Below are 20,474 nucleotides of genomic sequence, written 5' to 3'. Positions count from 1 at the left end.
AGCTTAAGCTATAGGTGTTAGCTAAAGCTATGAGGAGTGCCCATGGACATCGAACTGACCGGCCTGCGGCAGAACAACCTCAAGAACGTCTCGCTGCGCCTGCCCAAGGAGCGGCTGACCGTCTTCACCGGCGTGTCGGGCTCGGGCAAGTCGTCGGTGGTGTTCGGCACGATCGCCACCGAGTCGCAGCGGCAGCTGAACGCGACGTACACGGCTTTCATCCGCAACCGCCTGCCCAAGTTCGAGCGCCCGCGCGCCGAGAGGCTGGCCCACCTGACGCCGGCCGTGGTCGTCGACCAGAAGCCGGTCGGCGGCAACGCCCGCTCCACGGTCGGCACCATGACCGAGATCCACCCGATCCTGCGCGTGCTCTTCTCGAGGTACGGCGAGCCGTCCGCGGGACCGGCGACCGCCTATTCCTTCAACGACCCCCACGGCATGTGCCCCGCCTGCGACGGCCTGGGCAAGACCGTCCGGCTCGACCTCGACCTGGCCATCGACCGCTCGTTGTCGCTCAACGAGGGCGCGCTGCGGCTGTGGCCGGTGGGCTCGTACGCGTGGGGGCTGTACCAGCAGTCGGGGTTGTTCGACATGGACAAGCCGGTGGGCGACTTCACCGGCGAGGAGTGGCGCCTGCTGCTGCACGGCGAGGGCTTCAAGCTGGCGCGCGGCACCTACGAGGGCGTGGTCGACCGGTTCGACCGGCTCTACCTCAAGCGGGACAAGGATCTGGTGGCGGCCGGGAAGATGCTGGTGGAGGGCCCGTGCGAGGTGTGCGGCGGGGCGCGGCTCAACGCCGCCGCGCTGGCCTCGCGCATCGGCGGGCACTCCATCGCCGACTACGCGGCGATGGAGGCGAGCGACCTGATCCGGGCGCTGGACGGGCTGGGCAACCCGGTGGCCGAGCCGGCGGCCGAGGCGCTGCGCCGGATCGAGGCGGTCGGCCTCGGCTACCTCAGCCTCGACCGGCAGACCGGCACGCTGAGCGGCGGCGAGGCCCAGCGGCTCAAGACCGTGCGGCACCTGGGCTCCTCGCTCAGCGGCCTGACCTACATCTTCGACGAGCCGAGCGTCGGCCTGCACCCGCGCGACGTGCACCTGCTCGGCGAGCTGCTGCTGGAGCTGCGCGACAAGGGCAACACGGTGATCGTGGTCGAGCACGACCGCGGCATCATCGAACTGGCCGACCACGTGGTGGACATGGGCCCGCGGGCGGGCGCCTCCGGCGGCGAGGTGGTCTACGAGGGGCCGGTCGCCGGGCTGCGCGCGTCCGGCACGCTGACGGGGCGGATGCTGCGCCGCGGGAACGGGCTCAAGCCGGGCGTGCGCACGCCGTCGGGCTGGATGGCGATCCGGGGCGCCTCCCGGCACAACCTGCGCGACGTGTCGGTGCGGGTGCCGCTGGGCGTGCTGACCGCGGTGACCGGGGTGGCGGGGTCGGGCAAGAGCACGCTCATGGGCTTCACCGAGGGCATCGCGATCGACCAGTCGCCGATCGGCGGCTCGATCCGCTCCACGCCCGCCACCTACCTCAACGCCATGGACCCGATCCGCAGGCGCTTCGCCGCCACCAACGGCGTGGACCCGGGCTGGTTCAGCTTCAACGCGCTCGGCGCCTGCCCGGCGTGCGAGGGCAGGGGCGTGATCAAGACGGACCTGGCGTTCATGGACCCGGTGACCTCGGTCTGCGACGCCTGCGGCGGCAGCCGGTTCAGCCCGCGGGCGCTGTCGTACCGGCTCGACGGCCGCACGATCGCCGACGTGCTGGCGATGACGGCCGAGGAGGCCGAGCGGGTGTTCGGGATGTTCGGGGTGATGGGCGAGCTCGGGCTCGGCTACCTGAGCATCGGCCAGCCGCTCAGCACGCTGTCGGGCGGCGAGCGGCAGCGGCTCAAGCTGGCGCACCGGCTGCGGGAGAGCGGCAACGTGTACGTCTTCGACGAGCCGACGACCGGGCTGCACATGGCCGACGTGGGCACGCTGCTGGCGCTGCTGGACCGGCTGGTGGACGGCGGCAACACGGTGATCGCGGTGGAGCACGACCTGGACGTGGTCAAGCACGCCGACTGGGTGATCGACATGGGCCCGGAGGCGGGCCGGCACGGTGGCCGGGTGGTGTTCGAGGGCACGCCGGAGGACTTGGCGCAGGCCGACACGCATACGGCGAAATATCTGGCTAAGTCACTCTGAAGTCCTCATCCCGGGCGTCGAGGATCGCCATGTGCCCCGGCAGGTGGCCGATCGCGAACTCCACCGCCCCGATCGCCAGCTGCGGCGTCACCCCGCAGGCCCAGAACACCGGCACCTCCCCCGGCGCCACCGGCACCGGGTCGCCGAAGTCCGGCCGCTCGAGGTCCTCGATGCCCAGCTCCTTCGGGTCGCCCGCGTGAACCGGCGCGCCGTGGACCGCCGGGTAACGGCCGGTGACCTCCTCGGCGGTGGCCACCAGCGCACGGGGAACCGGCCGCATCGAGACCACCAGCGGACCGGCGAAGACCCCGGCGGGCTCGCACGGCAGCGCCGTACGGAACATCGGCACGTTCACCCCGAGCTCCACGTGCCTGACCGGGACGCCGGCCCGCATCAGCGCGGCCTCGAAGGTGAAGCTGCACCCGAGCAGGAAGGCGACCAGGTCCTCCCGCCACTCCTCCAGGACGTCGTCCGTGTCCGCGACCGGCCGCCCGTCCCGGTAGACGCGGTAGCCGGGCAGGTCCGTGCGCAGGTCGCCGGGGAAGAGCCGGGTGAAGGTCGCGCCGGGCGCGCCCTCGTCCAGGACGGGGCAGGGCTTCGGGTTGAGCTCGGCGAAGCGGCGGAAGTCCGCGGCGTGGCGTTCGGGCAGGGCGATGAGGTTGGCCTGGGTCCAGCCCGCGCACCATCCGGCCGTCGGTGTCCGCACCCCCGCGCGGAAACGGGCCCGTGCCCGTCCCGGGCTCAGATCTGGACGCGTCATGCGGCCATGATCCCGGTCAATCTCCGGTACGGCTAGGCCCGCCCGCTGGCCTTCTGGCTGCGGCGGCTGACCGAGTCGATGACCACGGCGGCCAGCAGCACCGCGCCCGTCACCATGAACTGGACGGAGTTGCTCACGCCCTGCAAGGCCATGCCCGAGGCGATCGACTGGATGACCAGCATGCCCAGCAGGGCCGAGTAGGTGCTGCCCCGGCCGCCGAACAACGAGGTGCCGCCGATGACGGCCGCGGCGATGGCCATCATGAGCACGTTGCTCTGGCCGGTGGCCTGGCTGGCGCTGGAGATGCGGGAGGCGGCGAAGATGCCGCCCAGCGCGGCGAAGGCGCCCGAGACGGCGAAGACCGTCATGCGGATGAAGGCCACGTTGATGCCGGCGCGGCGGGCGGCCTCGATGTTGCCGCCGACGGCGAAGATGCTGCGGCCGTACTTGGTGCGCCGCTGGACGAAGTCGGTGACCACCACGACGGCCGCGAAGATCAGCAGCGCCAGCGGCAGGCCGCGGTAGAGGTTGAGGACATAGGCCGCGCCGAACGCCACCACGGCCAGCACCGCCGTACGGAAGACGATGTCCCCGACCGTGCGGGAGGGCACGCCCGCGGCGCGGCGGCGGGCGTTCCCGGCCAGCGACACCGCCAGGAAGCCGGCGGTGGCCAGCGCGGCCAGGCCGTACGCGGCGACGACGTAGGCGAAGTAGGTGTCGGTCAGGCTGGAGACCAGGCCGTCCGGCAGGTTGATGGTGCCGTTCGGGCCGAGCACCCACAGCTGGAAGCCGGTCCAGGCGAGCATGCCGGCCAGCGTGACCACGAACGACGGCACCCCGATCTTGGCGAAGAAGAAGCCGTGGAGCAGCCCCATGAGCGCGCCCGCGGCGACCGCGGCGACGATGGCGGCCAGCGGGTTCCAGCCCTGGTTGACGCTGAGCACGGCCAGCACCGCCGCGCAGGCGCCGCTGACGGCGCCGGCCGACAGGTCGATCTCGCCGAGCAGCAGCACGAAGACGATGCCGACGGAGATAAGGCCGGTGGCGACGATGTCCACGCTGAGGTTCGACAGGTTCTGCGGCGACAGGAAGCGGTCGTTGAGGCTCTGGAAGACGATCCAGATGACGATCAGGCCGATGATCACCGGCAGCGGGCCGAGTTCGCCGCCCCTGACGCGCCGCCTGAACTCGCCGAGGTATCCGGCGAAGCCCTGCTCGCGCACCAGCAGCCGCGGGTCCACCTGCGCGTTCTTGGGATCGCTCACGTGTCCCCCTCGCCGGCGCGGCGCTGCCGCCGGGAGACCGCGTTGTCGGTCGCGCCGGTGATCGCGGCGATGATCTCTTCCTGGCTGGTGGCGCGCGCCTCGAAGACGCCGTTGTTGCGGCCCAGCCGCAGGACGGCGATGCGGTCGGCGACCGCCTTGACGTCGACCATGTTGTGGCTGATCAGGATGACGCCGAGCCCTTGGGCGCGCAGCCGTTCGACCAGGTCGAGCACCTGGGCGGTCTGCTCGACGCCGAGGGCGGCGGTGGGCTCGTCCAGCAGGACGACCTTGGGCTCGCCCAGCAGCGAGCGGGAGATGGCGACGGTCTGGCGCTGGCCGCCGGAGAGCGAGGCGACCGGGATGCGCACGCTCGGGATCTTGATGGAGAGCGTGTTGAGCAGGTCGCGCGAGCGTTTCTCCATCGTCACCTCGTCGAGCACGCCGAAGTGCCTGAGCTCGTTGCCGAGGAACAGGTTGCCGACCACGTCGAGGTTGTCGCAGAGCGCGAGGTCCTGGTAGACGGTGGCGATGCCGAGGGCCTGGGCCTCGCCCGGGCTGTGGATGGTGACCGGCCGCCCCTCCCAGCGGATCTGCCCCGCGTCGGGCGGGCCGACCCCGGCGATGACCTTGATCATCGTGGACTTGCCGGCGCCGTTGTCGCCGACGAGGGCGACCACCTCGCCGGCGTTGACCTCGAGCGCGACGTCCGTGAGCGCCTGCACGGCGCCGAAGCGCTTGGAGACGCCCTCCAGGGCCAGGACCGGGGCCACGTCACTCCAGCCCGGCGGCCTTGCAGGCGGCCCGGACCTGCGGGGTGCAGATCTCGGCGACGGACCAGAAGCCGTCCTTGACGACCGTGTCCTCGACGTTGTCCTTGGTGACCACGATCGGCGTGATGATCTGGGCGGGGATGGCGGCGCTGGTCCCGTTGTCCACCGTGGTGGTGCCCTGGGGAGCCTGGCCGGTGGCGAGCGCGATCGCCATCTTGGCCGCGTTCTCCGCCTCGGGCTTGATCGGCTTGTAGATCGTCATGGTCTGGGTGCCGAGCAGGAGGCGCTGGATGGCGGCGAGCTCGGCGTCCTGGCCGGTCAGCGGGGTGCCCGGCTTGACGCCCGAGTTCTGCATCGCCTTGGCCGCGCCCCCGGCCATGCCGTCGTTGGCGGCGTAGACGCCGATGACGTTCTGCGCGCCGAGCGCGGTGAAGGCGCCGTTGGCCTCGGTGTTGGCCTGGTCGGGGCTCCAGTCCGGGGTGTCGTACTCCTTGCCGATGCTCACCTGGCCGTCGAGCACCGCGTGGGCGCCCTTCTTGTACTCGGTGGCGTTCGGGTCGGTGGGCGAGCCGTTGATCATGACGATCGGGCCGCGCTTGGGGTCGCCGCCGGCCTTGAGGGCGTCCAGCAGCGCCTGCCCCTGCATCTTGCCGACCTGCAGGTTGTCGAAGGAGGTGTAGGCGTCCACCGGCCCGCCGGCCAGGCGGTCGTAGGCGACCACCTTGGCGCCCTGGTCCGTGGCCTTCTTGACGGCCGCGGCGATGGCCTTGGCGTCCACCGCGTCCACGATGAGGACCTTCACGCCGTTGGTCAGCATGGTGTCCACCTGCTGCTGTTGCAGGTTCGGGTCCTGGTTGGCGTTGTTGTAGACGACCTCGCACTTGGGGCAGAGGCTCTTGATGTTCGCGGTGATGTAGGGGCGGTCGAACTTCTCGTAGCGGGCCGTCTTCGACTCGGGAAGCAGCAGGCCGATCTTGAAGCCCTGCTCCACGGTGCCGATCGCGCTCGGGCTGCCGGAGGCGGCGCCGCCCGACTGACCGGCCGTGCCGCACGCCGCCGCCAACCCCATGACGGCCAGCAGACCGCCGATGACCTGTGCTTTCACACGGCGAGCCGTACCCATGGCGACCGGGCGGGCGCGCGGGCTTGCTACACCTTTGCCGGGCTATATCGGGATCTTGGGTAGAACCGGCTGGACCGGCTCCGCGGCACGCTCGTCGTAGGCGCGGCGGGCGGCGAAGACGTCGTCGGCGTGCTGGTTCGACCAGTCGGCGATGGCCATGAGCAGGCCGCCCGCACTGCGGCCGAGCGGGGTCAGCTCGTAGTCCACGCGCGGCGGGATCGTCGGGTAGACGGTCCTGGTGACGATGCCGTCGCGCTCCAGGCTGCGCAGGGTCTGGCTGAGCATCTTCTGGGTGATGCCGTCGAGTATCCTGCGCAGCTCGTTGAAGCGCCGCGGGCCGTCGAGCAGCGCGCCCATGACCAGGGTGCTCCACTTGCCGGTCAGCATGTCGAGGATCGCGCGGGGTTTGCACGCCTCCAGGAACGCGTCGGCGCCGCCGTACTGCCTGAGGTCGGGAAAGGTGGTATCCATCAGGTACCTGAATACCAACCAGGTGCCTTCTTCACAACCGATACCTTGAACGACGAGCATGGCCGGCATGCGACAGATCGTTTACCGCTCTTTCGGCGGACCCGAAGTGCTCGAGCTCGTCCAGGGCGACAAGCCCGTCCCCGAGTCCCATGAGGTGCTGGTCAGGGTGCACGCGGCCGGCGTCAACCCGCCCGACTGGAAGTTGCGCCGCGGTCCGTATCCGCCGCGCTGGAACACCCTCCCGATCACTCCCGGCTTCGACGTCTCGGGCGTCGTGGAGGCGGTCGGCGGCTATGTGGGCAGGTTCGTCCCCGGCGACGAAGTGTTCGGCATGCTCAACTTCCCGCTCCGGGCCAACGCCTACGCCGAGTACGTGGTGGCCAGGCCCCGGCAGTTCGCCCGCAAGCCCGCCCGGCTCAGCCACGTGCAGGCGGCCGCGCTGCCGATGTCCGGGCTCACGGCCTGGCAGGGCTTCGAGGACTCCTGGGACGTACGGCCCGGCCGGCGCGTCCTGGTGCACGCGGCGGCGGGCGGGGTCGGCCACCTGGTGGTCCAGCTGGCCAAGCTCCGGGGCGCGTACGTCATCGGCACGGCCAGCGCGGGCAAGCACGACTTCGTCCGGCGGATGGGCGCCGACGAGGTCGTCGACTACCGCGCCGTGGACTTCGCCTCAGTGGTCGAGCCGGTGGACATCGTCTTCGACCTCGCCGGCGGCGACTACCCCGAGCGCTCGATCCCGCTGGTCAAGGAGGGCGGCGCCTACCTGGGCGCGGCCAACATCAGCGACGAGACCGGCGCCCGCTACACCGAGCGGGGCGTGCGATGGCGGCGCTTCCAGGTCGAGCCCGACCACGCCTCCCTCGCGGAACTGGCCGAGGTGCTGACCCCGCACGTGGACCGGGTCTTCCCACTGGCGGAGGCGGCCAAGGCGCAGGAGGTGATGGAGGCGGCGGACTTCGTCGGCAAGCTCGTGCTGGAGGTTTGACAGACCCCCGCGCGTCAATCTACGTTGACGTACGATCGTCAATGTACGTTGACGCACGAAGGGGGCACACATGCACGCACTGGCACTGGCGGTGGGGGCGAACCTGCCGGTTATCCTGTGGGGACCGCCGGGAACGGGCAAGACCTCGGCCGTCCTCGCCCTCGGCAGGCACCTCGGACTGCCCGTCGAAGTGGTCGTCGGCTCGGTCAGGGAACCCAGCGACTTCGCCGGACTGCCCGTCGTCCGTGAGGGCGCCACCTGGTTCGCACCGCCCCGCTGGGCGGAACGGCTGGCCGCCACCGGCGAGGGCATCCTCTTCCTCGACGAGCTGACCACCGCGCCGCCGGCCGTCCAGGCGGCCATGTTGCGGGTCGTGCTGGAACGCGTCGTGGGCGACCTGGAACTACCCCCCGAGGTGCGGATCGTGGCCGCGGCCAACCCGCCCGCCCTGGCCGCCGACGGCTGGGAGCTCTCCGCCCCGCTGGCCAACCGGTTCGTGCACCTGGACTGGGAGGTCAGCGCCGCCAGGGTGGCCGACGGGTTCGCGAGCGGCTTCGCCGTACCGGACGCGGGCCCGATCGACCCGCCGGCGCCCGCCTCCCTGGCCGCGGCGCGGGCGCTCGTGGGGGCGTTCCTGCGGGTACGGCCGGCCCTCGTGCTGGCCGTACCCGACGAGCCCGCCCGCGCCTGGCCCAGCCCGCGGACCTGGGAGCTGGCCGCCACCGCGCTGGCCTGCGCCGCCCACGACGAACGGGCCAGAGCCGAACTCGTGATCGGCGCGGTGGGCGAGGCCGCCGGGTTCGAGCTGCTGTCCTGGGTGCGGGATCTCGACCTGCCCGATCCCGAGACCCTGTTGTCCGACCCCGCCGCGCCGCTGCCGGACCGGGTGGATCGGCTGCACGCCGTCCTGGGGTCCGTGGTCGCGCACGTGACGGCCGACGGCGGCGGGGAGGCGTGGCAGCGGGCCTGGGCGCTGGTGGCGCGGGTCGCCCGGTCCACCCCCGACGTGGCCGCCGGAGCCGCGCGCTCCCTGGCCGGCCGGCGGCCGGAGGGCACGCCGCTGCCGTCCGCGATGCTGGAACTGGCCCCGATCCTGCGCGCCGCCGGGCTGATGCCGTGAACCTCGCCGCCGCCCGCCTGTGGGCTCTCACCCGCGCCCCCTACCTGGCCTCGGCGCTGTTCGCCCTGAGGGCCGTCGAGCACGACGGGGTCCTGGGCTCGGACGCGAACTGGAACGCGCACGAGGGCGGCAAAGCCGCCATGACCGTGGACGCGAACTGGAACGTGCACGTCACCGTTGACCTGCCCGCCGAGCAGGCCGGCTGGTGGCTGCTCCACCACGTCGGCCACCTGCTCCGCGACCACCACGCCCGAGCCCGGGACGGCGCCTGGAACCTCGCCGCCGACGCCGAGGTCAACGACGACCTGCCCGAGGCCCCCTTCCCCGCCGTCTCCCCCGAGACGCTGGGCCTGCCGGCGGGCCTCCTGGCCGAGCAGTACCTCCCGCTCCTCGACCTGATCGACCCGCCAGAAGACCTCGTGGCCTGCCCGGCGCCGCCGTACACCGCCGCCGGCGCGCTGAGCGACGTGGAACGCACGCTGCTGGTCCGCGCGGTGGCCGCCGAGATCGAGGCGGCCCGCGCCGGCGTGCCCGGCGGATGGCGGCGGTGGGCCGAGGAGGTGCTGCGGCCGTCCGTGGACTGGCGGGCGCTGCTGGCCACGCTGGTACGGCACGGCCTCGCGCGCTCCGGCGGCCGGCTCGACCACAGCTACCGGCGGCCCTCGCGGCGGCAGCTCCCCGACGTCGTGCTGCCGTCGATGGTGCGGCCCCTCCCCCGGGTGGCGGTGATCGCGGACACCTCGGGCAGCGTGCGCGAGCCCGAGCTGCGCCGTGTGCTGGGCGAGGTAGACGGGGTGCTGCGCGCGGGCGCCGCTCAGGTGGACGTGATCTGCTGCGACGCCGCCGCCCATCCCCCGCAGCGGGTACGGCGGGCGGCCGACGTCCGGCTGATCGGTGGCGGGGGGACCGACCTGCGGGAGGGGCTGGCGGCGGCCGGCACGCTCCGTCCCGATCTGGCCGTCGTTCTGACGGACGGTGCGACGCCCTGGCCGCAGCGGCGGCCGCGGTACCCGGTGGTGGTCTGTCTCTTCTCACCCGCCTCCGTTCCCTCGTGGGCGCACGTCGTCGAGGTGGCCGCATGAGCTCGTGGGAGGGATTCACGCAGGGAGAGACGCGGCGGTGGCGGCGGGCCGGGTTCGAGCCGGAGGAGGCGGCGGCCTGGCGGGCGGCCGGGGTCGGTTCTCCGGGCGAGGCCAGGCTGTGGGGCACCGCCGGGGCGACGCCCGAGACCGTCCTCACCTGGCAGCGGGGCGGGATGACGCCCAGGGAGGCGGTCCGGTGGCGGGAGCACGGCGTTACAGCCGGGGAGGCGGCCGTGCGCGGGCTGCTCGGTGAACGGCCGCACCGGGTCGGGGCGCTGGGGCGGCTGGCGGTGCGGCTGGGGGTACCGCTGCAGGAGTTCACGCCCGAGCGGGCGGATGCGCTGCGTGCGCTGCTGCGGGCCGGGGTGCCGGTGGAGGTGGCGCGGGCCTACGCCGACGCGGGCTGGGACGGCGGCGAGGCGGGCGCGTGGGCGCGGCGGGGGGTGCCGCCGGCGCAGGCCGAGCTTTATCGGGCCATGGGGTTCGCCGCGGGCGAGGTGCGCGGGAGCGTGATGGAGGTGCTGGCCGCGTGGTGGGGGGCGGTGCCGCTGGAGGAGGTGGCCGCCTGGTGCGCCGCCGGGCTCGGGCCGGAGGAGGCCGCGGCCCAGCGGGCGGCCGGGGCCACGGCCGAGCAGGCGGCAGTGCTGAGGGCCCTTCAGTAGCCGGGACACCTCAGCGGTCAGGGCGCTTCTCAGCAGGCGGAGCGCCTCTCAGCAGGCGGAGCGCCTCTCAGCAGGCGGAGCGCCTCTCAGCAGGCGGGGCGCTTCTCAGTAATCCACGCCGAAGTCGTGGGCGCCGAGGACGAACCCGTCGCCGCGGGGCAGGATGTGGCCGTTGGCGACCAGGGTGGCCAGGCTGCGCCGTACCTGCTGCTCGTCGAGTCCGCTGGATTCGGTCACCTCCTCGAGAGTGGCCCGGTGGGCGTCGATGGCAAGTGACGCCACCGCTTCGTAGATGTGAATGTCGGTGTCAGACAGAGCTTGCACGTCATGACCATTCATGTGGCGTTCCTCCGCGTATAGTCGTGCTTAACTCCCCTACCCAAGGAGCGCCCCGACAATATCTGTCATATTTCCTGACTTATCCCCATTGCGAGCCTGGAAAGGTCGTCTTACCTTCCCGTTATGGACCTCGAGCTCAGGCACCTCAGGATCGTCCGCGCCGTGGCCGACGCGGGCAGTGTGAGCAAGGCGGCGAACCTCCTCGGCCTGGCGCAACCGGCGCTGACCGCCCAGCTCAAACGCATCGAGAGGGTGCTGGGCGGCGCCCTGTTCGAACGCGACCGCCGCGGCGCCCGGCCAACCCTCCTCGGCGAGCTGGTGCTCGAACGCGCCCGCGTGCTGCTGCCGGCCGCCAAAGAACTCCAGGACGAGGCGTTACGCTTCGCCAGCACCCCCTCCGTGCGCTACCGCATCGGCGCCACGAACGGGCCCGTGCTCGGCGGACTCGTCGACCGATTGGCCGCCGAACGCCCCGTCACCACCCACACCTCCTGGTCGGAACACGAACTCACCACCATGGCCGACCTCGGCCGCCTCGACTACGTGCTGATCGGCGTCTGCGGCGACGCCGGCGCCCCCACCGGCGGCCTCGAATGGGAGACGATCAGCGTCGACCCCGTCTTCGTCCTCCTGGGCGCCAAACACCGCCTCGCCGAGGAGAAGGAGGTCGAACTGGGCGACCTGGCCGGCGAACAATGGGCGGTGACCCCGGGCGACGGCTGCTTCGCCGACTGCTTCGCGATGTCCTGCGCGCGCTCCGGCTTCACCCCCGGCACCATCTACGAGACCGACGTCGCCACCTGCGCCCACCTCGCCCAGGTAGGCCGCGCCGTCGTCCTCTGCCAGGCCACCCACCTACCGGCCGCGGGCCTGGTGAAGATCCCCCTGGCCGGCGCCCCCTTGCGCTGGCGGCAACTCCTCGGCCGCCATCCCGGCGCACCCGACCCCGCGTGGGTACTCGCCCAGGCCAAGGCAGCCCACGCAGACTCCGTACGGCGCAGCACCATCTACCAGGATTGGCTGGTGAGAAATCCGGGTTTCGGCACCGCACCATAATCCGGTGACAGGAACGAGCTGACACTCCCCGCGCCCTGAGGCCACGTCCACCGCGACGGCGCCCGGCCAGCGAGGAGACACCAGGCTTCGTCACGCCCGGCTCTGATCGCGCTCGCGATCGGAGCCCCGATCGTCACGCCCGCACCCGTCACGGCGGTAGCGCCACATCTCCCTCCAGCGAGACCTCGGCATCACCAGGGACAGGCGATCACCCGCCTGACCACCGAAGCCCGCGCCCGCCGTACCACCACGTCGGCATCGAAAACGCCCGGCGCGCCCGGGGCAACGCCATGGTCGTCCAGACATCTTCCGACGCCGAAGCCCGCACGTGAACCGCGCCCAGCGGCGTCTCCCGGGAGACCGTGAACCTGGAGCCCCCGCAGCACCACGCCCGGCTTCACCACCGCCGGCCGGCGCGGCGACGCCACCCAGGGCTACCAGGGCGTCATCAACGCTTAGACCACCACCGAACGCCTGCGGGCGGGCGGCCTGCCCCTGGCCACCGCGGAAGGCAACCCCCAACTGCACCCCACCACAAGAGATACACCGGCCCCGTGGAACGACTCCCAGTGGACCATCGCGACCCGCTGCGACAGCCCAACCCCAACAAACCGTTGACCTTCACCGGCACGCACGGCCGCTACCTCGTCAACGCCTACACCGTGCCCCTAACCCGCCCACGGAGACAACCGCTAGCCCTAGGCGAGCACGTACTCCCACCCCGGCCGCCACTGAAACGACTCCTCAACCAGCTCTTCCAACGGCACCCCGCACAGAAGGTTCTCCAACGCCCAGAGATTGGCCGAATGCCCGATCAAAAGCACGGTGAGACCTTGATGCTCCCGCATCACATCCTGAAGCAGCGCCGCCGTCTCCGCCACGACCTGCCGATAACTCTGCCCACCCGGCCACGCCACATCGACGTGCCGCCCCCGCAGCCCCGCCACTTCGTCAACCGGCCGCCCGTTGTAGATCCCGTAGTCGCACTCCCGCAACCGCGCATCCACCCGAACCTTCGCCGATGCGCCCGCGAACGCCACTTCCGCAGTCTGTACGGCCCGGCGCAGGTCAGAGCAGTAGACCAGATCGACGTCCTTCCTCCTCAACCCGAGCTCAGCGGCTTCTCCCCTGCCCCGAGCCGACAATTCCCCCGGCAACCAGCCTGTGGCGATTCCTGTCTCGTTGTCCACTGTGGTGGCATGCGTCTCGTAGATCAGCTTGACGGCCATGAGTCCGAAACTACCGCTGTCGCCTGCCGAGAAAGCCACGAATGTGATCGCCTTGGACTCCATCTACTGTGCCGGGCATGGAATGATGTCTCCGGCGGCACCGGCAGGGCGCTGCCGGACAACTCCATCAAGGGGCGGTAGCTCAGCCGGTCAGAGCATCGGACTCATAATCCGTGGGTCGTGGGTTCAAGTCCCACCCGCCCTACTCTCCCATACCGCGTTTGACGTGGGGTTTCTCGGTTCTCGTCCACCTCTGGGCTCGTTGTTGATCATGGTTGGTTGCTCGGTGGTTGCTCTTGTGCCGGGATCGTGTAGCGCGGTAGATCATTTAGGCCGCCACTGTCAGTTCAGACCCCAGAGATGACCGCGTGAAGACCAAGTCAGAAGGCCCGCGCGGCGGGTCTGGCCAGCGGTGGCCTGGTGCACAGTCAAGCCTTGCTCAAGCCCACTCGCCTTGCCTGCCCGGTCGTTCTTGACCAGCAGACCAGAAGTCCGATGCATCTCGAAGCGATCCGCTCGACCTTTACCGACTGAGGATCGACCGTCCGCGCCGCCTGGACGGTAACCGTGGAAGACGAGCGGGCAGGCCGGCCGGAGGATCGGCGGGCCTGCCCCGGGTTGAGTGGTTCAGGTGGTGGTGTCTGCCACTTGGGTCGGCAGAGTGATCAGCCGGGCCGTCTTGGCGCCGGTGGCTGCGGTGTTGACCAGGGCGGCGGTGGATTCGGCGGCGGCGCGGGCCACCTCGGGGAAGACGCTGGTGTAGGTGTCGCGGGTGAAGGCGGAGGAGACGTGGCCCAGGGTTTCCTGCACCACCTTCAGATCGACCCCGGCCGCCAGCATGAGTGAGGCGGCGCCGTGGCGCAGATCATGCAACCGCACCGGCGGCAGCCCCACCTGGAAGGCCAGCAGATAGAACTGGTCGCTGACCTGCTGGGGATGCAGCGGCCTGCCGATCTCGTCGGTGAAGACGAACCCGGTCTCGGTCCACGCCTCGCCCGCGGCCAGCCGCTCGGCAGCCTGCCGCTTGCGATGCGCGCGCAACGCGGCCACGGTGTCGGCGTCCAGGGCGATGGTGCGGTCGCTGGCCTCGGTCTTCGGCTTACCCTGGACCGGCTCCCAGCCGAGCTGGGTGATCTGCCAATGCACCCCGGCCGTCCCGGCATTCAGGTTGACATCCTTCCAGCGCAGCCCGACCGCCTCCCCCCGGCGCAGCCCGCGCAACGCGATCAACCTGTAGAGGACCGACAGCCGGTGAGTGGCCGCGTGGGCGAGGAAGGCGAAGGTATGCGCGGGCGTCCACACCATCACCGGCGACGGCCTCGGCGTGGCCACGTACACATTGATCATGGCGGCCCGGCTGAGCCCGGCCCCGCGCCGCCGCTGCTCGACCGTCAGCCGCTCCTGCAGATCGCGGTTCCAGTCCGCCACCCGCTCATCGGTCCACACCAACGCCTTCGGCGCGACGGCATCCGGCAGTTCGACCACCGCGGCCGGGTTGAAGTCGATCAGCCGGTCCTGCTTGATCGCCATATTGAGCGCGTGCCGGAGAGTGGCGCGGATACGGTGCATGGTGGCGGGTCCGACCGGCCGACGGTACCGGACCTTGGCTCGCTCCTCGGGGTCACCGCTAGCGCGGGCGGTGACGATGACGTCGTTGAACTCCTCGATCGCATCGAACATCCCCGCCACATCGGAGACCCGCAGCCGATCCAGCCGAATATCGCCCAGATACGGCCTGAAGTACAGGCGGATATGCGCCTCATACGAACGACGCGTGGTCGCATCGATCCTCCGCTTACGCCGCAGAAACTCGCCCATCCACTCGCTGACTGTGACGGTGGGGTTGAGGTCCTGGCGGGTGCGGACCTTGCGCCGCACCTCCTCCACCGCCGGCAGCACCTTACTGTCCTTGAGCGTGGCCAGCATCAGCTCGGTGACCTTCCGCTGCACGTGCGGATCCTGATCCAGCGCCAGCAACGCCCGAGCCTGCTCCAACTCCGCCTCCACCTCCTCCACAGTGGCGAAACCCCTACGGCGCAGCGGGTTACGCCGCCGCCCGTCCGCATGCGCCGGAAGCTCCAACTGATACGCCCACCGGCCGTGAGTGCTGCTCCACCGCTCCCCGCCGCCCGGGCGGCGCAGCTTCGGACACGCCTTGCCCAGCCTCTTGCCCGTCGCCTCATCCCGGCAGGAACACGTCTTGAAAGTGGTTCCGTTCATCGTCTGTCGCACCCTTTCCTGGGGTTCGCTTGCTGGTTCGCTGACATCACGCCGCCGCCTGCTCGGCGTCGTACGTGCTGCGGCACTCCCCCGGCCCCGTACAGCGCCGTCGGGTGCGGTACGGACCGTCCACGACGCCACCGGCGGCGTGCGTGCCCGCACGGTCATCGCCCCGAACGCCGTACGGCGACCACCAGGGTGGGATTGCCATGCGCCGGGCCGGATGGCAGCCCTGTCGGCCCCTACGGGCCCATGGGCGGGCCGCAGCGGGGGGTGGTGGGCCACCGGCCGGTGCCCGGGGCGGTCGGTATCGACGCCCACCTCCACCACCCATGTCAAGCGATATCCGCTGGTCACAACCCGCGCACCGCGAACATGTACCGCTGAGATGCAAGGCGATGATCGCCTCAACCAGCGAGCCGTCGGACAAGCCCCGACAACGTGCGACCCCGACCCCCGACGATGCGCATGCATCAGGACGAACGCCATCCGGGCAGTCAGCAGCATCGGTGAAGAATGCTCCAGCCACGGCTCACCTCGATCAGCCGACGGGAAATCCCCTGTCACTGATCCAAATACCGGCCCGAAGAGCCGAGTTAGGACAGCGCGGCAACCCAACTCTTAGTCAAACCGCCAAGCGCGGACACCACCGAACCGGCCGAGCAACCACCACCCACGCACGGCCTCAAAGCCATGGCATTCCCGGACGAAATACCACCGCGCACACGTTCCTATACGCCCGATTTCAGCAGTTTCGCGTCCCCGCTTTTAATCCGTAGGTTCCGGGTTCGAGCCCCGGGCGCCCTACCACTCCACACCCCATATGACCTGGGCTTTCTCGGTTTTCGCCCTTCTTCTGAGAGGCGAAGGCGGCCGAGTCGGTGCTCGTCCAGTGCTCTTCGGCACGCGTCCGGCACGCGGGCGGGCCCACGGCGGGCACGTGTGCGGGCCCCAGGACCCCGTAGGTCAAGCCAGACGCGCCGGAAGCACACGGGAAGGGCATGGGCGGAAGGGGTGGTGGGCGGCCAACGTCTGGCCCGACCACAGGCCCGCCCAAGCACTCGTAAAGCCGCTCGCGACTGAGGCTGGGGCCGCTTGTCGCCGTTGTCCTGTTCTGATCCCTTCTGTTCCCTGCATCGCCAGCGCACGCGCCCGGCGAGGTGAGGTTCACCAGCCTGGCCGGGCGGCCCTGCGGGTCGCCTCGAGCTTGGAAGGTCAATTCAGACCCGTGAGAAGGGCAAGGGGAGGGCGTTGCGGAAGAGGTGACGGGTCGCTGGTGACCAGATTGACCGCAGGCCCGTGCAAGCAGCGGCAAAACCGCTCCGCGCGAGCTAGAACCGCTTTCATAGTGGCTGCCGTCCTGCTCACCTCTTCAGAATGGGCCCCTGGTGCTTACTCGCCTCGCCATGGCTGGATCAGCCGTGCTCGCCCTCCTCGTCACCCCGCCGGCAGTCGGTCACTTGTCCGGTGGCTGGAGTAAGCAGACCGCGTACGGCAGCGCCTATGTGTCGGCCAACCGCCGCTCTATCGAAGTCTGTGATCTGGCTGACGACGGCCGGCCCGTGGAGGTCGAGTACGCCACCTCGATGCTGAACAAGTACACCATCACAGATTCCAATGGCGCCAAGCCCGGGTGCGGAGACGACTTCGTCTTGTTCGGTCATATCGACGTGTTCAAGCTCTGCGACGCCGCCTTCCCCCGCGAGTGCACCAGTTCAACCTGGATCAAGAAGTGACCGCGGTGGACGGACCACAGCCGGGCCGCACGCCGCGTCGGTACCGTGAAGCGCGACCTCATTCAGCGAGATCGATACCTGCCTGATGGCAACGATCACCGCACCGGCCACGGGCGCGGAAGGGATCTTCATCGCCGACAGTGCCAATGGAGGCGTCGATGCCGACATCCACCTGCGCTGGGCAAACGTCACCGGCCAGTGGCGCCACTACACCTTCACGTCCCAGAACCGATGGTTTCGAACCTCGGCCGTCAAGCGCTCCATCGCCGGTCGACACGTGATCTACCAGGGCTGCGCCTGACAGGTCTCGCCGTACGCGGACAAGGGCACCGGCCAGTACGAAGCTGCGCCACCCTGCTCGCTGATGCCCTCGAAGCCGTTTGCTTCGGGGGCGTCGCCATGCCTTCGACCCCTGCCTGGAAGTGACGGGTGGGTTGAGGCTTTCCCTGCCTCCAAGCACGTCGGCTGAGAACCGATCGGCTCTCGGTTGCTTGCCCGTTTGCGCATCTCAGGCGTGCTGCGGATCGGTGGCCGAACAGGGATGTCACTGTGGCGGTACGTGATCACCCCGACCACGATCAATACATTCGGTAGTCGATCAACACCAAGATGTAATCGAAGGGATCGACGTGCCGCGTACCTCCACACACACCACTCCCACCCGCATCTCCCTCACCAGCGCCATCGCGCTGGCCCTCACCCTGCTCCCGACTGCCCTGCTGCCCAGCGCCGCCAGCGCCGCGTCCCCGGCTGCGCCAGCGGAAGGTCCGCTGCTGACGGAGGCGATCGCCGCCCTCCCGGTCGCCGCCGAGCGGCGTGAAGGCTACCAGCGCACGTCCTTCCGCCACTGGATCGACGCCGATGGCGACTCATGTAACACAAGGGCAGAAGTCCTCCTGGAGGAGGCCATCACCCCACCTGCGGTGGGCGCCTCCTGCCGCCTGACCGGTGGCAGTTGGCACAGCTATTACGACGACCAGCAGGTCAGTGATGCCGCCGCCCTGGACGTCGACCACCTCGTCCCGCTGGCCGAAGCCTGGGACTCCGGCGCCTACACCTGGAGCGCCGAGCAGCGCCGCGACTACGCCAATTACCTGGACGACTCCTGGCACCTGGTCGCCGTCACCGCCCGATCCAACCGGCAAAAGGCCGACCAGGACCCCACCACCTGGCTCCCGGGCTACGAGGTCTGCCGCTACACCGCAGAATGGACCGCGATCAAAAGGCACTGGAACCTCAGCATCGACTCCACGGAGAAGGAGAAGCTGACCGCCATCGCCGCCGACTGCCCCAGCCAGCGCCTGCCGACTTCACCTGCCGACCCGCGCTGAACTCCGGCACACACTGGATCTTCGCAAGGAGCCAAGCGCCCCCGGGTCCAGACACCTATCGAGACTGCACCGTGCTTCGGCGGCTGAGCCGACCAGCCCGCAGCAGGCTGTGAAGCCGGAAAAGGGTGAGGGGTGAGAGGCCAGGCTACCACCCCTGAGCTTCTCACCCCTCGGTGCTGATCTCAGCGCTCAGCGAAGAGGCAGACGAACATCAGCGCTTCTTAAATTACTACACCGCAGAGCACCGGGGGATAATCTTCACTCCGGGTTGCAAGTTCATTACACGATTCACGGAGGAAATCCCCCGGCCTCCCCGTCACATGACGCGTAAACGGGACCTTCCTCGAGGTCGCAGCTTTCCTTTTTAGGATTTCGGGAGAGAGTTGCGCTCCCGCTTGCTCATGTGGTTATCTCTGGGCGGCTCCTACCAAGCCGCGAAGACCTTAGAAACACTCAGCGAAGAGGCATAGAGGGACGTTCATCGATATGCGAGAAACATTCACCATTAGACCGGGGCATGCATGCTCGGATTATCTCGCAAGGCCTGAACAGATTCCAGGCGCGAATCTGAACCCGAGCTCGCGGGGTCGCGGCCGGGGCTGGCGGCAGGCATGAGAGCCAACCGCTGGCCGCGTCAGCCGGCAGGGCACACCTTCTGGCAGGAGATCACCGATCTCCAACGCGCGGCGCTCTACAAAGTCGGTGTCCATCGGTACCGCCCCGCGAGAACCACGTGCTCGCTCGCGGAGGCCAACCTGGCCGTCCTCACACGTGGCTGGGCCCGCCTGGAGATCAGAACGTCTTCCATCGACTACACGGTGATGGATCTGGCCGGTCCTGGGGAACTCCTCAGCCCCCTCCATATTCTCGACCCGCATCCGCCGCATTGGCTGGGGACGGCGGGCCTGCTGCACTACACGATGCTCACGAAGGGAAATGTCCTCGAGGTTCCCCGTGGCGCGGCCATGGCGCTCCTCAACGACTTCCCCCGCATGCTGGGCCTGATCCTCCAGATTCAGACAGGCCAGCATCACCTCGCCCTCCATGAGCAAGCAAGCAGGCGACTGCCCGCAGAAGCTCGCCTTGCCGGACTCGTGCTGAGCTTGCTCTATAGATACGGCGACAGCAACGGGCCAGACAGCAAGCAGTTCGCCCTCACGGCGCCCCTCTCGCAACGAGACCTCGCCGTCTGGATCGGTGCGAGCGAGGCGTCGGTCACTCGAACGATCAGGAAATGGCGCCGATCGGGCCTCATCACTACCGGCAGGCGTTTTCTCTCGATCCTCAACCCGCGGGGACTGGCAGCTATCGCGGTCCCGGACTCTGCCGACCACTCGATCGCCCCCGCGGCCCGGGATCGCCGGACAAGCCCTGAGCCGTACTGGCTCGCGACGCTGAAAGGGCGGCAAGCAACCTCTCAGGGCCTGGTGATCAATTCAGATCTCCCCCCGGGGCTTTCGCGCTCATGATCATGAAAGTACGCGGAGCGGATGAGTAGCCCGCAGACGGGTCGGAGGCACCAGCGATGACGGATCCTGCCCCTCCGCACGGCGTCGGGATTTCTCGCCAATTCATACCCAAGGACCGTTAACCTCATGTCCACCCAAAGGCCAGGCACTATCGCGCCTGTTTATGTGATGCTCGCCTTGAGCATCGCCTTCAATGCCGCACTGGTAGCAGGGATCGTGATGATGTCGCTTGGCGCCGGAATAATTGTTGCGCTTACTGGCGGCGGCACAACATTTCTCGGCGCCGCCACTCTCGTCCTCACCATCATGGGACTCAGTGGCATCTTCAAACACTGAGTCGCCGCTGCGAGCTCGCCCAGCAAAGACGTGTGGCGATTACGCTACTAACTAGACGTCCGTGGCGCGTGACCTGCCACTTCAGTCTCTGAGTGGACTAAGGACTCGCCGAAAAATAACTCGTAGCATCCCGGATTCCGGTTCGATGGTGTGGTATGGGCATACTGGCAGAGACTGTGGAGATGCTGGCGGCGAAGTTCGAGGCGATCTTGCCGCATCTGGATGAGCGGCAGCGTCGACTGCTGCTGGGCGCCGAGGCCCGAGCCTTGGGCCATGGCGGGCTCCGGGCGGTGGCCCAGGCCGCAGGCGTGCGAGAAGCGACGGTGTCAC

General features: G+C 69.5%; 19 protein-coding genes, 1 tRNA gene and 1 pseudogene. 13 read left to right on the top strand and 8 right to left on the bottom strand.

Annotated elements, in window-relative coordinates:
• Positions 1-42: 42 nt before the first annotated feature.
• Complete coding sequence (locus FVE25_RS00105; protein WP_157244287.1) at positions 43-2,190, top strand: excinuclease ABC subunit UvrA; 2,148 nt, start codon at positions 43-45, stop codon at positions 2,188-2,190.
• On the opposite strand, the gene FVE25_RS00100 is transcribed toward FVE25_RS00105, so the two are convergent.
• The 5 genes from FVE25_RS00100 to FVE25_RS00080 are packed head-to-tail and all read right to left on the bottom strand — an operon-like array spanning position 2,177 to position 6,579.
• Positions 2,177-2,950 carry a putative hydro-lyase gene (locus tag FVE25_RS00100; protein ID WP_157244286.1) on the bottom strand — a complete coding sequence of 258 codons (774 nt, stop codon included), beginning with the start codon at positions 2,948-2,950 and terminating at the stop codon, positions 2,177-2,179. The genes FVE25_RS00105 and FVE25_RS00100 overlap by 14 nt on opposite strands.
• A 32-nt stretch (positions 2,951-2,982) precedes the next feature.
• A complete protein-coding gene (locus FVE25_RS00095; RefSeq protein ID WP_157244285.1) occupies positions 2,983-4,215 on the bottom strand; it encodes a sugar ABC transporter permease in 1,233 nt (410 codons plus the stop codon).
• Positions 4,212-4,985 (bottom strand): ATP-binding cassette domain-containing protein, encoded by a 774-nt coding sequence (locus FVE25_RS00090; protein WP_157244284.1) that lies wholly within the window; start codon positions 4,983-4,985, stop codon positions 4,212-4,214. The genes FVE25_RS00095 and FVE25_RS00090 overlap by 4 nt, the downstream gene beginning before the upstream one ends.
• A 1-nt stretch (position 4,986) precedes the next feature.
• Positions 4,987-6,108 (bottom strand): sugar ABC transporter substrate-binding protein, encoded by a 1,122-nt coding sequence (locus FVE25_RS00085; protein ID WP_157244283.1) that lies wholly within the window; start codon positions 6,106-6,108, stop codon positions 4,987-4,989.
• A gap of 42 nt (positions 6,109-6,150) precedes the next feature.
• Positions 6,151-6,579, bottom strand: coding sequence for a winged helix-turn-helix transcriptional regulator (locus tag FVE25_RS00080; RefSeq protein ID WP_157244282.1), 429 nt, complete (start codon positions 6,577-6,579; stop codon positions 6,151-6,153).
• A gap of 67 nt (positions 6,580-6,646) precedes the next feature.
• On the opposite strand from FVE25_RS00080, the gene FVE25_RS00075 reads away from it, so the two are divergent.
• The 4 genes from FVE25_RS00075 (at position 6,647) to FVE25_RS00060 (ending at position 10,428) form a co-directional block, all read left to right on the top strand.
• Positions 6,647-7,564, top strand: a complete 918-nt coding sequence (locus FVE25_RS00075; RefSeq protein WP_157244281.1) for an NADP-dependent oxidoreductase — start codon at positions 6,647-6,649, stop codon at positions 7,562-7,564.
• Positions 7,565-7,634: 70 nt separating this feature from the next.
• Positions 7,635-8,684 carry an ATP-binding protein gene (locus FVE25_RS00070; RefSeq protein WP_157244280.1) on the top strand — a complete coding sequence of 350 codons (1,050 nt, stop codon included), beginning with the start codon at positions 7,635-7,637 and terminating at the stop codon, positions 8,682-8,684.
• A complete protein-coding gene (locus tag FVE25_RS00065; RefSeq protein WP_157244279.1) occupies positions 8,681-9,766 on the top strand; it encodes a vWA domain-containing protein in 1,086 nt (361 codons plus the stop codon). The genes FVE25_RS00070 and FVE25_RS00065 overlap by 4 nt, the downstream gene beginning before the upstream one ends.
• The gene (locus FVE25_RS00060; RefSeq protein WP_157244278.1) at positions 9,763-10,428 is read left to right on the top strand and encodes a hypothetical protein; all 666 of its coding nucleotides are present in this window, start codon (positions 9,763-9,765) and stop codon (positions 10,426-10,428) included. Before FVE25_RS00065 ends, FVE25_RS00060 begins: the two co-directional genes overlap by 4 nt.
• Positions 10,429-10,533: 105 nt before the next feature.
• Here the strand turns inward: FVE25_RS00060 and FVE25_RS00055 are convergent, their stop codons facing one another.
• Positions 10,534-10,752, bottom strand: coding sequence for a hypothetical protein (locus FVE25_RS00055; protein WP_157244277.1), 219 nt, complete (start codon positions 10,750-10,752; stop codon positions 10,534-10,536).
• A 138-nt stretch (positions 10,753-10,890) separates the two neighbouring features.
• Here FVE25_RS00055 and FVE25_RS00050 point away from each other — a divergent pair, with 138 nt between their 5' ends.
• Positions 10,891-11,823, top strand: coding sequence for a LysR family transcriptional regulator (locus FVE25_RS00050; RefSeq protein ID WP_157244276.1), 933 nt, complete (start codon positions 10,891-10,893; stop codon positions 11,821-11,823).
• A gap of 698 nt (positions 11,824-12,521) precedes the next feature.
• On the opposite strand, the gene FVE25_RS00045 is transcribed toward FVE25_RS00050, so the two are convergent.
• Complete coding sequence (locus FVE25_RS00045; RefSeq protein ID WP_157244275.1) at positions 12,522-13,052, bottom strand: histidine phosphatase family protein; 531 nt, start codon at positions 13,050-13,052, stop codon at positions 12,522-12,524.
• 131 nt (positions 13,053-13,183) lie between these two features.
• On the opposite strand from FVE25_RS00045, the gene FVE25_RS00040 reads away from it, so the two are divergent.
• Positions 13,184-13,257: transfer RNA gene (locus FVE25_RS00040), tRNA-Ile, on the top strand.
• A 422-nt stretch (positions 13,258-13,679) separates the two neighbouring features.
• Here FVE25_RS00040 and FVE25_RS00035 read toward each other — a convergent pair.
• A complete protein-coding gene (locus tag FVE25_RS00035) occupies positions 13,680-15,068 on the bottom strand; it encodes a site-specific integrase (RefSeq protein WP_246266465.1) in 1,389 nt (462 codons plus the stop codon).
• 1,625 nt (positions 15,069-16,693) lie between these two features.
• Between FVE25_RS00035 and FVE25_RS00030 the strand changes: the two genes are divergently transcribed.
• The 6 genes and pseudogenes from FVE25_RS00030 to FVE25_RS00005 form a co-directional block, all read left to right on the top strand.
• Positions 16,694-17,008, top strand: a complete 315-nt coding sequence (locus FVE25_RS00030; protein ID WP_157244274.1) for a hypothetical protein — start codon at positions 16,694-16,696, stop codon at positions 17,006-17,008.
• Between the two features lie 85 nt (positions 17,009-17,093).
• Entirely contained in the window at positions 17,094-17,309 is a 216-nt protein-coding gene (locus FVE25_RS00025) for a hypothetical protein (RefSeq protein WP_157244273.1), read from the top strand.
• Positions 17,310-17,637: 328 nt separating this feature from the next.
• Complete coding sequence (locus tag FVE25_RS00020; protein ID WP_246266463.1) at positions 17,638-18,339, top strand: HNH endonuclease family protein; 702 nt, start codon at positions 17,638-17,640, stop codon at positions 18,337-18,339.
• Positions 18,340-18,950: 611 nt separating this feature from the next.
• On the top strand, positions 18,951-19,808 hold the full coding sequence (locus tag FVE25_RS00015) for a Crp/Fnr family transcriptional regulator (RefSeq protein ID WP_157244272.1): 858 nt from the start codon (positions 18,951-18,953) through the stop codon (positions 19,806-19,808).
• 126 nt (positions 19,809-19,934) lie between these two features.
• Complete coding sequence (locus tag FVE25_RS00010; protein ID WP_157244271.1) at positions 19,935-20,144, top strand: hypothetical protein; 210 nt, start codon at positions 19,935-19,937, stop codon at positions 20,142-20,144.
• A gap of 155 nt (positions 20,145-20,299) precedes the next feature.
• Positions 20,300-20,474 (top strand): annotated as a pseudogene (locus FVE25_RS00005) (ISAzo13 family transposase); the annotation flags it as partial.

Origin of the sequence: Nonomuraea typhae (assembly GCF_009760925.1) — a bacterium.
In the GTDB taxonomy this organism is placed as follows: Bacteria; Actinomycetota; Actinomycetes; order Streptosporangiales; family Streptosporangiaceae; genus Nonomuraea; species Nonomuraea typhae.
This window is presented reverse-complemented; position numbering and strand designations above follow the sequence as displayed.